The organism is Bacillus badius NBRC 15713 (assembly GCF_001591605.1).
Lineage (GTDB): Bacteria > Bacillota > Bacilli > Bacillales > Domibacillaceae > Pseudobacillus > Pseudobacillus badius.
Genome location: NZ_BCVF01000008.1, coordinates 98,160 through 112,138, shown reverse-complemented (window position 1 = coordinate 112,138; position 13,979 = coordinate 98,160). Strand labels below are relative to the sequence as shown.

Below are 13,979 nucleotides of genomic sequence, written 5' to 3'. Positions count from 1 at the left end.
CAAATAAGGAGGAGCAAACATGCTACAATATGAAGCTGGCCAATACGATGTAGTCGTTGTAGGTGCCGGACATGCTGGTGTGGAAGCGGGGCTGGCATCTGCCCGGGCAGGTGCAAAAACGCTTATGATTACCATTAATCTTGATATGATCGCTTATATGCCATGCAATCCGTCTATTGGCGGCCCGGCTAAAGGAATTGTTGTCCGGGAAATCGATGCGCTTGGCGGTGAAATCGGCAAGAATATCGATAAAACCCATATTCAAATGCGTATGCTGAATACAGGAAAAGGCCCAGCTGTTCGAGCATTGAGAGCGCAAGCAGATAAAGTGCTCTATCAGCAGGAAATGAAGAAAACGATCGAAAATCAAGAAAACCTCACGCTGATTCAAGGAATGGTTGAAGATTTGATCGTTGAAGACGGTGAATGCCGCGGCGTTGTTACGCAAACAGGAGCGGTATATCGTGCGCAAGCTGTGATTATTACAACAGGAACGTTCTTGCGCGGAGAAATTATTATCGGCGATTTAAAATATTCCAGCGGACCCAATAATCAGCAGCCATCTATCCGCTTATCTGAAAGCCTGGAGAAGCTTGGGTTTGATCTTGTCCGCTTTAAAACAGGGACGCCGCCGCGCGTGAACAGCCGGACGATTGATTACAGCAAAACAGAGATTCAGCCCGGCGACGAAGAGCCGCGCGCTTTCAGTTATGAAACAACAAAGTTTATTACGGATCAGCTTCCTTGCTGGTTAACTTATACGAACGAAGAAACCCACAGCATCATCAATGATAACTTGCACCGCTCTCCGATGTTTTCAGGAGTGATTAAGGGTAAAGGCCCTCGCTATTGTCCGTCTATTGAAGATAAGATCGTCCGCTTTAATGATAAGCCGCGCCATCAAATCTTCTTGGAGCCGGAGGGCCGCAATACCGAAGAAGTATACGTGCAGGGCTTGTCTTCAAGCTTGCCGGAAGACGTTCAGTATCGAATGCTCCGCACGATTCCGGGATTGGAAAAAGCTCAATTAATGCGCGCTGGTTACGCCATTGAATATGATGCCATTGTGCCGACACAGCTCTGGCCGACATTGGAAACGAAAAAAGTGAAAAACTTGTATACAGCGGGCCAAATTAATGGTACATCTGGATATGAGGAAGCTGCTGCCCAGGGAATGATGGCGGGAATTAACGCCGCTTGCCGCGTTCTTGACAAGGATGAAGTGATTTTAAGCCGTTCTGACGCGTATATTGGTGTGCTGATTGACGACCTGGTGACAAAAGGGACGAGCGAGCCATACCGCCTGCTCACTTCACGTGCAGAATACCGCCTGCTTCTGCGTCATGATAATGCGGACCTGCGTTTGACGGAAATCGGTTACCGAATCGGCTTGATTTCAGAAGAACGGTACCAGCGTTTTCTGGAGAAGAAAGCGGCTATTTCCGGGGAAATTGAGCGTTTGCAATCCATTATTATTAAACCAAATGAAGAAACGCAGGCACTCATCCGTGAAGCCGGCGGCAGCGAGTTAAAAGATGGCATTCGAGCAACGGATCTTTTAAGACGCCCGGAAATGAACTACGGACATTTGAAGCAGCTTGTGCCAGCTCCTGAAGCATTGGATGCTGAAGTAGAAGAGCAAGTGGAAATTCAAATTAAATACGAAGGATATATTGAAAAATCTCTTCAACAAGTGGAGAAGCTAAAGAAAATGGAAAATAAAAAGATACCGGAGAACATTGATTACGATGCAATCAATGGCCTTGCAACAGAAGCGCGTCATCATTTGAAAGAAGTAAGGCCGCTTTCTATCGCTCAAGCTTCCCGGATTTCAGGGGTAAACCCGGCCGACATTTCCATTTTGCTTGTTTACATCGAGCAAGGGCGCATTGCCCGTACGGCTAATTGAGTCTAGTTGAAGGGACGGTTGACAAGTGAATAAAGAACAATTTCAGCAGCAGCTGGCAGAAAAGGGGCTGCATCTTTCCCCTGAACAGCTTGAGCAATTTAACCGGTATTACCAATTGCTCGTCGAATGGAATGAAAAAATGAATTTAACAGCGATTACTGATGAAGAGGAAGTGTATTTAAAGCACTTCTACGATTCGCTGTCTGCAGCCTTTTACTTTGATTTTTCCGGCAGCCCGGCCATTTGTGATGTGGGGGCGGGAGCCGGATTTCCAAGCATTCCGCTAAAGATTGCTTTTCCGGACATTCAAGTTACGATCGTGGATTCACTGAACAAACGAATTACCTTTTTAAATCATTTGGCGAATGAGCTGCAATTGAGTAATGTCCATTTCTTCCATGACCGGGCAGAAACCTTTGGGAAATTGCCTGAGCACCGGGAGCAATATGATGTGGTCATGGCGCGTGCCGTTGCCCGCATGTCTGTGTTAAGCGAGCTGTGCCTGCCGCTTGTGAAAGTGGGCGGAGCCTTTTTGGCTATGAAGGCAGCAAGCGCGCAAGATGAATTGCAAAGCAGCCATAAAGCACTCAAGGTACTTGGCGGCCGTTTGCGGGAAGATCATTCGTTTTTGCTTCCAATGGAGGAGAGCGAGCGGACGATTATGGTGATTGATAAGATACAAGCTACACCGAAAAAGTATCCTAGAAAGCCCGGAACGCCGAATAAGTCGCCGATTGAGTAAAGATATCCACATGTGGATATCTTTACTTTTTTAAGATTAAACAAAAAAGCGGCTCCTCGAAGAAGGAACCAGACTGTTAAAGAGAGAATAGGTATTAAAGGGAGTCCGTTAAAGGTGGTGTAGGGATCATGAAGCGTCGTTTCTCTCGTTTTTTTAACATGGGGGAAAAAACAGCAGAAGAACAGCCCAGAGAAATTGCGTTAGTAGAAGAATCAGCAGCGGAGAGAGAGGCAGTTAAACAAATCCCGGTGTCCTTAATTATGCCAAACCGCTTTCAGCCGAGAACCGTTTTTGATGATGCAAAAATAGAAGAATTGGCTAGAACTATTCATATCCACGGCATTATTCAGCCGATCGTTGTCCGGGAAACGGAGGACGGGAAATATGAGCTGATTGCCGGGGAGCGGCGCTGGCGGGCAGTGCAAACATTGAATTGGGAAACTGTCCCGGCGATTATTAATAATTTAAATGATACCGAGACTGCGTCGGTTGCGTTAATAGAAAACCTGCAAAGGGAAGAGCTGTCACCGATTGAAGAAGCGATTGCATATGGCAAGCTGCTTGAGCTGCACGGATTGACCCAGGAAGCGCTGGCTCAGCGTCTCGGAAAGGGCCAGTCGACTGTGGCCAATAAGCTGCGGCTGCTAAAGCTCCCGGCAGAGGTTCAGGAAGCGCTGGCACAAAAGCAGATTACCGAGCGGCATGCACGGGCGCTTATTCCGTTAAAAAATCCGGAAAAGCAAGTGCAGGTGATGAATGAAATTATTGAAAAGCAGTTCAACGTCAAACAAACAGAGGACCGGGTCGTTCAGCTGCTTGATACGCCGCAGCAGAAGCCGAAGTCCCGCCGCAAAGCTTTCAGCAAGGATGTCAGGATAGCTGTGAATACTATTCGTCAATCTCTGTCCATGGTGAGCGACAGCGGAATTGATTTGAAATCGCAGGAAGAAGAGTTTGACGATTTTTACCAGATTACAATTAAAATACCAAAAAAGAAATAAAGTGAGAAACCAGCCGGCGGTTTCTCGCTTTTTTGTTACATATTCGCAGATCTTCTCTATATCAGCACGAAATTTGGAGAAGGATTCTTAAAAAGTATTTTAAGCCGCAGTGATAATTGCGGAGCTATTTTTGTTAAAATAGAAATACAGTAAATTATTAGGATAGAAGAAAGCAGGTGGGCCGGATGGGAAAAGTCATTGCGATAGCTAACCAAAAGGGAGGAGTAGGAAAAACAACTACGTCCGTTAATCTCGGAGCTTGTTTAGCTTCTTTAGATAAAAAAGTATTGTTGATTGACATTGATCCGCAAGGAAATGCAACGAGCGGAACAGGAATTCAAAAAGGCGACGTGGATCAATGCATGTATGATGTGTTAGTGGATGATATTGAGATCACCGATATTATTAAGCCGGCGGCGGTAGACAATTTGTTTGTGGCCCCGGCAACCATTTCTCTCGCAGGCGCGGATATTGAGCTTGTGCCGACTATCTCCAGGGAATTGCGGCTGAAACGGGCGCTGGAAAGAGTGCGCGACGATTTTGATTATATGTTAATCGATTGCCCGCCTTCCCTCGGATTGTTAACGGTCAATGCTCTGACAGCGGCCGATTCTGTGATCATCCCCGTTCAATGCGAGTATTACGCATTGGAAGGACTAAGCCAGCTGCTTAATACCGTTCGCCTTGTTCAAAAGCATTTAAATACGGAGCTGGCGATTGAAGGCGTTTTGCTCACTATGCTCGATGCCCGCACTAATCTGGGCTTGCAAGTGATTGAAGAAGTCAAAAAGTACTTTCAAGATAAGGTCTATCGAACAATCATCCCGAGAAACATCCGCTTGAGTGAAGCACCCAGCCACGGAAAACCAGTGATTTTATATGATCCCCGTTCAAAAGGAGCGGAAATGTATTTGGATTTTGCGAAGGAGGTGGCAGCGAATGGCTAAAGGGTTAGGAAGAGGAATCAATGCCATTTTTAAAGATCTGGAAATAGAAAATGAAGAAACTGTCAGAGAGATCGAGCTGAAGGAGCTGCGGCCCAACCCTTACCAGCCGCGCAAAATTTTCAGCGAGGAAGCGATTGGAGAATTAACAGAGTCTATTAAGGAACATGGAATCCTCCAGCCGATTATTGCCCGCAAAAGCATTAAAGGATACGAGATTGTTGTTGGCGAAAGGCGCTACCGTGCCGCTAAAGCCGCCAAACTCGAAAAGGTTCCTGTCGTTGTCCGCAAACTGTCTGATGAACAAATGATGGAAATGGCGCTGCTGGAAAATCTTCAGCGCGAGGATTTAACGGCTCTGGAGGAAGCAGCAGCCTATCAAACACTGATTGATAAGCTAAATCTTACCCAGGAAGAGCTGGCGGTAAAGATGGGGAAAAGCCGCTCGCATATAGCCAATCATTTACGTTTGCTTTCTTTGCCGAATGAAATTCAGGAAATGATTACCGACGGAAGATTGACAATGGGCCACGGACGGGCGCTTCTCGGCTTAAAGAAAAAAGAAACAATGATCGAAACGGCTGAGAAAACAGTGTCAGAAGGTTTAAACGTCAGACAGCTGGAGAAATGGATTCAGAAGCTGAACGAGAATGTTTCACGTGAAACACCGGCTGCCAAAGAAACAAAGGATGTATTCATTAAAGAGCGGGAGGACGCTCTGAGAGAACAATTTGGAACATCTGTTCACATTAAACAGTCAAAAGACAAGAAAAAGGGAAAAATTGAAATTGAATTTTTATCGGTCGAGGACTTAAACAGAATACTTGATTTATTGAACAAGAATTAATCAGGGAGCTGTCGGTTACCGATAGCTCCCTTTGCTATTCATGGGGAAAGGAAATTGAAAAAATGCAAAGGGGAAAAAGGAAATGGTGCTATACGGCTCAATTATAAACGGCCTGACAATCATCTTTGGAGCGCTTCTCGGCAAGTGGTTAAATAGAATCCCAGAGGGAATAAAAGGAACAGTCATGCAGGCAATCGGGCTGGCGGTTGTGGTGCTTGGGCTGCAAATGGGCTTAAAGAGTGCTGATTTTTTAACAGTAATTATTAGTCTTGTTATTGGAGAGCTGTTAATGTTGGATGAACGGCTAAATCAAGTAGGCTTATGGCTTGAGAGGAAAATTGGCAAAGAAACGGACGAAACGAGCGTTTCACAAGGCTTCGTCACAGCTACCTTAATTTTTGTCATTGGAGCAATGGGCATTATTGGAGCGCTTGACAGCGGCATTCGCGGAAACCATGAAGTCCTTTTGACAAAGGCAATTATTGATGGTGTGACCGCTTTAATTCTAACAACCACCCTAGGGATTGGTGTCATGTTTTCCGCTGTTCCAGTGATTCTGTATGAGGGGATCATTGCTTTATTTGCTACTCAAATCGACCGCTTCGTTCCGAAAGAATGGATGGATGCCTTCATTGTGGAAATGACAGCTGCCGGCGGCATTATGATTTTGGCTATTGGGTTGAACTTACTGGGCTTGACGAAAATACGCGTAGCAAATTTACTGCCAAGCCTTGTATGTGTCGGAGTGATCATTACGATTCAATATCTTTTTTGAATAATTGCTTGGCATACATAGCTGCTTGGTGTTTTAGATCTTGATCGGATTGGGACAGGCTTTGCTGCAAAAGGGCAGAAGCAGAATAGCGAATGGAGGCTTTGGCAATTCCATCGGCTATTACCCGGGCCATGCTCATTACAAGGTGAAGCCGCGTATTTTGCAGTACAAAAAACTCCATAAATCCGCTTACATTTACGATGCCGGTAATGTGTGCCTCACCAACGGCTGGCAGCTGTTTATTCACGCCGGCTCCCGGCTTTACAGGGCCTTTTCCGATTTGAATGTGTCCGACGCTTTTTAATCTTCCGAGACAGGCATCCGCGCCGACAATAAAAGGATGCTCGTGCTCTTTTTCGATCAGCGCCAGCTTTTCCGTTAAATTGACGGCATGAACGGGATTTTCAAGGGTGCCATACATATGAAAAGCAGTTACTTTCTTTTCCTCGAGCAGCGTGCCGACAAGCGGACCAAGAGAGTCTCCTGTAGAGCGGTCTGTGCCGATAAAGGCAAAGACCACCGGACAGCTTCCCGGAGGCGGCAGCAGCGTAAGCAAGTGATCGGCAAATACGGAAGCGGCCTGCTGCTCTTCATAATGAACACTATATGAATCAGGCTTGCGGTCGAACAAATGTTTAAGATTCATAAGTTACCTCCTGCTGGATAATAGTAAAAGTATACGGATTTTCGAGCGATTCTATACATGCTGTCCGGGAAAAAGAAAAACTTTCTCTTTGTGTGTCTAGCTACAAATTCTTTATCATTCTTGCTAAAATGAAAGTTGCCCTTCAAGCAAAGACCAAGGAGGAGGAATTTCATGTCTGCATTTCAGCGTATGCTTGATCAGGTTTGGGATACAGTGTTAGATGAAAAAACATGGATTGCGATCGGGAAAGGGTCATTCAAAATCATCATGACGCTGATTTTGGCGGCTATTCTCGTAAAAGTGGCTAAAGCAGCGATTCGCAACTTTTTCCATTTGCGTTCGAAAGCGCCTTTAAGATATTCAGAGCGGCGGGAGACGACACTATTAAAGCTGTTGGAAAATGTAGTTTCCTATGTTGTCTATTTCGTTGCATTGCTTAATATACTGTCTATTTTAACGTTTAATGTAAAAGGGCTCATTGCTGGAGCCGGAGTGTTGGGGCTTGCCGTTGGTTTTGGCGCCCAGAACCTTGTGCGTGATGTGATCAGCGGCTTTTTCATTATTTTTGAAGATCAATTTTCAGTCGGTGACTTTGTCCGTATTGGCAATTTCGAAGGAACAGTCGAAGAAATCGGCTTAAGAACGACAAAAATTAAACAGTGGACAGGAGAATTGCATATTTTGCCGAATGGTTCCATTAGTGAAGTAACCAACTTCTCTATTCACAACAGCATGGCAGTGGTGGATGTAAGCATTGCTTATGAAGAGAACATTGAAGAGGCAGAAAAAGCAATTGAGGAACTGTTAGCGACACTGCAGGATAAATATGAAGAAATCGTAGCGCCGCCGACCTTGCTCGGTGTGCAAAACTTAGCGGCTTCAGATGTCATTTTAAGGATTGCGGCTGAAACCACACCGATGAACCATTGGTACATCGCGCGGATGATCCGCAAAGAGGTGAAAATGTGCCTCGATGAAAATGGAATTGAAATACCATTCCCGCGCCTCGTCATGTATTCCCGTACAGAACAGGAAGAGGCAGTGGCGCATAAAAAGCATCAGCAAAGCAGGGGGTAAACAATGGAGAAAACTTTTGAATTAAATGATGTCGTTGAAATGAAAAAGCCCCATCCATGCGGCACAAATCGCTGGAAAGTGATCAGGCTGGGCATGGATATTCGCATTAAATGCGAGGGCTGCGGACATAGCGTCATCTTGCCTAGAAGAGAATTTGCCAAAAAAATGAAGAGGGTCATACAGCCAATAGAAAACAGCAGCGAATCCTGACGCTGCTGTTTTCTATTGGCAAGCAGAACCGCGGCTGCCTGTGGCGACAAGTAAACGTTCCTTAAAAGCATTGCAACGTAAAAGCAACCTGGTCAAACTGTTTATTGGCTAATTGTTTCCTTTCCATACAAAAATACAGGATCCCGGAGTCTCCCCACATAACTCCTAAATCTTCTTCATCCGAGTCAATTTGGAGCAGCAGTACAGGTTCACCATCTTTGTCATAGAGATCCTCGAAGACATTGTTTTGGATATTCAAGGGTTCCCCCAGCATGTAATGAGCCGGCTGAATATGTCCTTCTTCATCTTCAGGCTGCATGAGATCCTGCCTGAAGCTCCAAAAGCGTTCCTCCTCTTCCTCTTTCGCGAAAGACAGGTTATCCGGGTGTTCGGAAATAGTCAATAAGCTGTTAAAGGACACTTTGCATGCGTCTAAAGGGAAATAATCTTCAGTGGTTTCAGGGTACGCCCTTCTTTTTAATTGACTGATCTCCCCATCGTAATAGAGAAGCTGAAAGCCTCCTTCTTCTTCTTCAAAGCCCCAAGGCTGTTCATATACATCATAAAACAAATACAAAATCCCATTTTCAGGAAGTAACTGATCCTTGTCATAAGGTTTGGCTTCTTTCAGGTTAAACTGTCCGAGAAACGATAAATGTCCGTTTTCATATCGGGGAAATTCCATGCTATCCGGCATATCCGGCAGGCCGCCGAGCTTGGAAGACCCAATAGGGATGTCTTCTTCGTTCATTTTAACTTTTTCTATCCCGATGGAATGTTTGAGAGCAGATAGGATAGCTGGTTTTTTATGATATAATTCGTGCTTGTGGAGCAAATGATCAAGGATTGTCATCTTGTTCCTCCTTATGATTGGTTGTGAATAGTATAACAAAAAGAAATCGGCCCCAATGAATGAAAATGGGCGGCGGGCAGCAATTGCCTTTTTTCTTGACTAAATTTATAATTGTGGAAGGTTTAGAGCGAAAATAATAGAAGAGCTGATAATAGAGGAGTGACCGAAATGGCTTTAACAGCTGGAATTGTTGGTTTGCCGAATGTAGGGAAATCAACGTTATTTAATGCAATTACAAAAGCAGGCGCGGAGTCTGCCAATTACCCTTTCTGTACCATTGACCCGAATGTCGGCATCGTAGAAGTGCCGGATGCGCGTTTGAATAAATTAACTGAAATGGTAGAGCCGAAGAAAACGGTTCCGACCGCTTTCGAATTTACAGATATCGCAGGCATCGTGAAAGGAGCGAGCAAAGGAGAAGGACTTGGCAATAAGTTCCTTGCTCATATCCGGGAAGTGGACGCTATTTGCCAGGTTGTCCGCTGCTTTGCCGATGACAATATTACACACGTCTCAGGAAAAGTAGATCCGATTGATGATATTGAAGTAATTAACCTGGAGTTAATTCTAGCCGATTTGGAAACAGTAGATAAACGTCTCGTGCGCGTAGCTAAATTAGCAAAGCAAAAAGATAAAGAAGCAGTGATGGAGCACGATGTTTTAGTAAAATTAAAAGAAGCGCTTGAAGCGAACAAGCCGGCTCGCACGGTAGAGCTTTCCGAAGAGCAAGGGCGCATCGCCAAGCAGCTGCACTTGCTGACATCTAAGCCAATGCTCTATGTAGCAAATGTGGGCGAAGAGGACATTGTCGATCCATCCGAAAATGAATATGTGCAAAGAGTCCGTGATTTCGCAGCGCAGGATAATGCAGAAGTAATCGTTGTTTGCGCCAAGATTGAAGAGGAGATTGCCGAGCTTGATGACGAGGAGAAAGCGATGTTCCTGCAGGAGCTTGGCATCGAGGAGTCCGGTTTGGACCAGTTGATCCGGGCGGCTTACTCCTTGCTTGGACTGGCTACTTACTTTACAGCGGGTGTTCAAGAAGTGCGCGCTTGGACTTTCCGTAAAGGCATGAAAGCTCCGCAATGTGCGGGCGTCATCCATTCCGACTTTGAACGGGGGTTTATCCGCGCCGAAACAGTGTCCTATGAAGACCTTGTGGCAGCTGGATCAATGGGTGCTGCCAAAGAGGCCGGCAAAGTCCGCCTTGAAGGCAAAGAGTATATCATGCAAGATGGGGACGTTGTTCACTTTAGATTTAATGTATAATGGATAAGAAAGCAGCCGCTTTTTCTCCGCCCGGAGAAAAGACGGCTGCTTTTTCGATTCCTGGGATGGGCCGTTCTGCTGATTTTATTGCATTAGGAAGAAAATCGTGATATAATTCTATCTTGTGAGTAATGAAACAGTTACTCCTTGCTCTTTTCAAAGAAAAAGAGCCGTATAGACCATGAGGAGGTGAAAGAAAGATGAAAAAGTACGAATTCATGTACATTATCCGCCCAAACGTTGATGAGGATGCGAAAAAAGCGGTTGTTGAGCGCTTTGACGGAATTTTAACTTCTAACGGTGCGGAAATCATCGATTCTAAAGAGTGGGGTAAACGTCGTTTAGCATATGAAATCAACGATTTTCGTGAAGGTTTCTACCAATTAGTACACGCTAACGCCGATGCTGCAGCGGTTCAAGAATTTGACCGTCTAGCAAAAATCAGCGACGACATCATCCGCCACATCGTAGTTCGTGAAGATGATAAATAAATCGTTTAAATAAATAATCTTTCAGAATGCTTTCAATGGAACATTTTGAATGAAAAGGGGGTTGATTCTGATGATGAACCGAGTCGTTTTAGTAGGCCGTTTAACTAAAGATCCGGATCTTCGGTACACGCCGAACGGAGTGGCTGTTTCTACTTTCACTCTTGCTGTGAACCGTACGTTCACAAACCAGCAAGGAGAACGGGAAACGGACTTCATTAATTGCGTAGTTTGGCGCCGGGCAGCAGAAAACGTGGCGAATTTCCTGAAAAAAGGAAGTTTGGCTGGCGTAGATGGCCGTATTCAAACGCGTAATTATGAAGGACAAGATGGAAAGCGTGTATACGTAACCGAGGTCTTAGCTGAAAGCGTACAGTTTTTAGAGCCGCGCAGTGCTTCTGCAGCTGCAGGTGAGCGCAGCCCTGAAAACAATTCGTACGGCGGCGGACAAAGAAACCAAGACTTTCCGTTTGGACAGCAGAATCAACGCAACAATAACAACAATAACCAGTCAGGTTATACAAGAATGGATGAAGACCCATTTGCAAATGACGGTCAGCCGATCGATATTTCAGATGATGACTTGCCATTCTAATCATTAACAGAGGAGGGGAATCGACATGGCAGGACGCAGAGGCGGACGTAAACGCCGGAAAGTATGTTATTTCACAGCTAACGGCATTACGCATATCGACTACAAAGATGTAGAACTTTTGAAAAAGTTTATCTCTGAGCGCGGAAAAATCCTTCCACGCCGCGTAACTGGAACAAGCGCTAAATACCAACGCCGTTTAACTATTGCAATTAAACGTGCGCGTCAAGTAGCTCTTCTTCCATTCGTAGCTGGAGAGTAAGCAAGAAAAACCCGTCTGAATCGACGGGTTTTTTTTATGGAAAAAATTTGTTTGGGGTGATAGATATTTTAAAGAATCATCCGATAAAAGAAGAGAAAGGCTTGAGCTTTACATAGGCATATACATATGCCTTTACTCTTAATTTTATACAGGATGGTGACAACATTGCGATCAATCAAAGCCAAGCTAATGATCCCTCTTGTTGTGCTGCTTGCTTTATCATTTGCCTTCATTATTATTTTCATCGGTTATCAAATCGAAAAGCAGACAGAACAGGAAGTCATTGGGCAGACGAAAGGAATCGTACAGCAAATGAACGATTCCGCTTTCTTATTTTTGGATCAGCACAAGAAAAGCATGGAGCTAACTAGTGAAAACCCGGCTCTTGCGCAATATGCGGCAAAGATTGCGGGCGGCAACAGGGATGAAGCTAGCCAAAAAGCGGTTAAAAGCTTATTCGAGCGCTATTCGCACTCGTATGGGGATGTGCTGAATATTTTCTTCGCTACGCCAAAAGGAACGATGGATATTTATCCTTCTAAATTGCCGGCTGATTATGACCCGCGCAAGAGAGACTGGTTTAAGCTGGCAGTGGAGGCAAACGGAGAGGCTGTCTGGAGTGAGCCATATGTAGATATGGGTACCGGAGAGTATGTAGTAACCGTGTCTAAAGCATTAATGATCAATAATCAGCCCGCCGGTGTCATCGGGGCGGATGTGAGTTTATCAGTTATCACAAACCAAATGAATCATATGCATATCGGCTATGACGGCCAGCCTATGATCATCTCCAAGCAGGGGGTGGGCATTGTGCATCCGACTGGCCAAGGGAAAGACTTGACGAAATATGACTATATTCAATCCGTTTTAGACAGCAGTCAAGAGAATGGCACGGTCAATTATAAGGAAGACCAGAAAGAACGTCTTCTCGTCTATGATACGGTAGAAGCGGTTGACTGGAAGATCGGAGCAGTTTACAATCGCGACTCTCTTTTAGGCTTATCGAAGTCGATTGGCACGTACCTGGCCGTCACCGGAATTGTCTTGCTGCTTGTCATGATCGGAGCAGTGCTTTATATATTGAATCAAGTCATCAAGCCTATTCATGCCTTGGGAGGATCAGCTAAAAAGGTGGCAAAAGGCGATTTAAGCGTACAGGTGCCTGTTACTTCGAAGGATGAAGTTGGTGAGCTGGCGAAAACATTTAATGAGATGGTGGCCAGCATGAGAGAGATTATTTCGGTTGTGAACCACTCGGCTGAGAATGTAACAGAAGCAGCAGAAAATTTAAGTGCGGTTTCCGAGGAGACGAATGCATCAAGCGAGCAGATCGCAGCAGCGATTAGCGAGATTGCTAAAGGAGCATCCAAAGCATCTGAGGAATCCAGTGAAGCAACAGAGCGTTCGCATCATCTTGGCGACCAAATTAATCAAATCGCTGATCAGGCAGAAGCAATGAGAGAAGCAGCCAGCCAGACGGAAACGGTCCAGAAATCGGGGCTGGAACAAGTTCAAATGCTCGGGTCTTCCAACAGCGAAACAAAAGTCTATATCGATCAGATGGAAGAAGTGATCCATGCTTTGGAAACGAAGATTAAGTCCATTGAACTGATCATGCAGACTATTACGGATATTTCCTCCCAGACGAACCTGCTTGCTTTGAATGCTTCTATTGAAGCGGCCCGGGCAGGAGAGCATGGAAAAGGTTTTGCTGTTGTTGCGGAAGAAGTTCGGAAGCTTGCTGAACAGTCTTCACGGGCGACCGATCAAGTAAAAGCAACCATCAGTGATATTCAGCAAGGGTCTGGACAGGCCGTCGAGCAAATGGCGAAAACCCGGACGAACTTTGATCATCAAACAGCAGCAGTAGAAGCAACCGAAACGATCTTTGCCGAGTTGTCTTCGCTTGTAGAGAAGATGGAGTCCTCCGTCGCAGCTATTAATCAAGAAATTATGAAAGCAGCTGGTGAGAAAAATGAAGTGCTGCAAGTCATGGAAGAAATCGCTGCTTCCTCGCAGCAGTCAGCTGCCGCAAGTGAGGAAATCAGCGCTTCAGCTGATGAACAGATGCGAGCCATCCAATCGGTAGCCATCTCATCTGAACGGTTAATGGAATTGAGCATCGAATTGAAAAGTGCAGTGAATCGTTTTAAGCTGCACGGATAAAACCGCCTTTGAACGGAGCCTGTTGATTTCCATTCCAGGCACTTCACTTTCCGCAGGCGTCTTTACGCTTTTCGTTCCAATCAACAGGGGGAGCAAAGTTAGGACAGACGCGCAATCGTTTGAATGAAAATGGATGAACAGCCCCAATGATCAGGCTGCTGAATGAAAAATCAGCAGCCTTTTTTCTTGTTCATGTAA

Annotated in this window: 15 protein-coding genes; 13 read left to right on the top strand and 2 right to left on the bottom strand. The window is 45.3% G+C overall.

All coding sequences use genetic code 11. The features are described from left to right. The first annotated feature begins 19 nt into the window (after nucleotides 1–19). From mnmG to BBA02S_RS06415, 6 genes are all read left to right on the top strand, one after another. Nucleotides 20–1,909 (top strand): tRNA uridine-5-carboxymethylaminomethyl(34) synthesis enzyme MnmG, encoded by a 1,890-nt coding sequence (mnmG, locus tag BBA02S_RS06440; RefSeq protein ID WP_041095676.1) that lies wholly within the window; start codon nucleotides 20–22, stop codon nucleotides 1,907–1,909. A gap of 25 nt (nucleotides 1,910–1,934) precedes the next feature. Next, nucleotides 1,935–2,651: a 16S rRNA (guanine(527)-N(7))-methyltransferase RsmG gene (gene rsmG / locus BBA02S_RS06435; protein ID WP_041095674.1), complete on the top strand. Its 717-nt coding sequence runs from the start codon at nucleotides 1,935–1,937 to the stop codon at nucleotides 2,649–2,651. 128 nt (nucleotides 2,652–2,779) lie between these two features. Continuing rightward, nucleotides 2,780–3,652 carry a nucleoid occlusion protein gene (gene noc / locus BBA02S_RS06430; protein WP_041095672.1) on the top strand — a complete coding sequence of 291 codons (873 nt, stop codon included), beginning with the start codon at nucleotides 2,780–2,782 and terminating at the stop codon, nucleotides 3,650–3,652. Between the two features lie 185 nt (nucleotides 3,653–3,837). Further along, entirely contained in the window at nucleotides 3,838–4,599 is a 762-nt protein-coding gene (locus BBA02S_RS06425; protein ID WP_041095670.1) for a ParA family protein, read from the top strand. Further along, a complete protein-coding gene (locus BBA02S_RS06420; RefSeq protein ID WP_041095668.1) occupies nucleotides 4,592–5,443 on the top strand; it encodes a ParB/RepB/Spo0J family partition protein in 852 nt (283 codons plus the stop codon). Before BBA02S_RS06425 ends, BBA02S_RS06420 begins: the two co-directional genes overlap by 8 nt. Nucleotides 5,444–5,525: 82 nt before the next feature. Then, complete coding sequence (locus tag BBA02S_RS06415) at nucleotides 5,526–6,218, top strand: DUF554 domain-containing protein (protein ID WP_041113679.1); 693 nt, start codon at nucleotides 5,526–5,528, stop codon at nucleotides 6,216–6,218. Here BBA02S_RS06415 and yyaC read toward each other — a convergent pair. After that, on the bottom strand, nucleotides 6,196–6,864 hold the full coding sequence (gene yyaC, locus BBA02S_RS06410; protein WP_052475017.1) for a spore protease YyaC: 669 nt from the start codon (nucleotides 6,862–6,864) through the stop codon (nucleotides 6,196–6,198). The genes BBA02S_RS06415 and yyaC overlap by 23 nt on opposite strands. Before the next feature lie 171 nt (nucleotides 6,865–7,035). Here yyaC and BBA02S_RS06405 point away from each other — a divergent pair, with 171 nt between their 5' ends. Next, on the top strand, nucleotides 7,036–7,941 hold the full coding sequence (locus BBA02S_RS06405) for a mechanosensitive ion channel family protein (protein WP_041095664.1): 906 nt from the start codon (nucleotides 7,036–7,038) through the stop codon (nucleotides 7,939–7,941). 3 nt (nucleotides 7,942–7,944) lie between these two features. Further along, on the top strand, nucleotides 7,945–8,151 hold the full coding sequence (locus BBA02S_RS06400; protein ID WP_041095662.1) for a DUF951 domain-containing protein: 207 nt from the start codon (nucleotides 7,945–7,947) through the stop codon (nucleotides 8,149–8,151). Nucleotides 8,152–8,212: 61 nt separating this feature from the next. Here the strand turns inward: BBA02S_RS06400 and BBA02S_RS06395 are convergent, their stop codons facing one another. Continuing rightward, nucleotides 8,213–9,004, bottom strand: coding sequence for a YwqG family protein (locus BBA02S_RS06395; RefSeq protein WP_041113680.1), 792 nt, complete (start codon nucleotides 9,002–9,004; stop codon nucleotides 8,213–8,215). 168 nt (nucleotides 9,005–9,172) lie between these two features. On the opposite strand from BBA02S_RS06395, the gene ychF reads away from it, so the two are divergent. The 5 genes from ychF to BBA02S_RS21735 all read left to right on the top strand — a co-directional run bounded on the left by ychF (nucleotide 9,173) and on the right by BBA02S_RS21735 (nucleotide 13,781). Beyond that, nucleotides 9,173–10,273, top strand: coding sequence for a redox-regulated ATPase YchF (gene ychF, locus BBA02S_RS06390; protein WP_041095658.1), 1,101 nt, complete (start codon nucleotides 9,173–9,175; stop codon nucleotides 10,271–10,273). A 200-nt stretch (nucleotides 10,274–10,473) separates the two neighbouring features. Next, nucleotides 10,474–10,764 (top strand): 30S ribosomal protein S6, encoded by a 291-nt coding sequence (rpsF, locus tag BBA02S_RS06385; RefSeq protein ID WP_041095657.1) that lies wholly within the window; start codon nucleotides 10,474–10,476, stop codon nucleotides 10,762–10,764. A 70-nt stretch (nucleotides 10,765–10,834) separates the two neighbouring features. Then, on the top strand, nucleotides 10,835–11,356 hold the full coding sequence (gene ssb, locus BBA02S_RS06380) for a single-stranded DNA-binding protein (RefSeq protein WP_041095656.1): 522 nt from the start codon (nucleotides 10,835–10,837) through the stop codon (nucleotides 11,354–11,356). 25 nt (nucleotides 11,357–11,381) lie between these two features. Next, nucleotides 11,382–11,615, top strand: a complete 234-nt coding sequence (gene rpsR / locus BBA02S_RS06375; protein WP_041095655.1) for a 30S ribosomal protein S18 — start codon at nucleotides 11,382–11,384, stop codon at nucleotides 11,613–11,615. A gap of 165 nt (nucleotides 11,616–11,780) precedes the next feature. Continuing rightward, entirely contained in the window at nucleotides 11,781–13,781 is a 2,001-nt protein-coding gene (locus BBA02S_RS21735; RefSeq protein WP_052477298.1) for a methyl-accepting chemotaxis protein, read from the top strand. The last annotated feature ends 198 nt before the right edge of the window (nucleotides 13,782–13,979 follow it).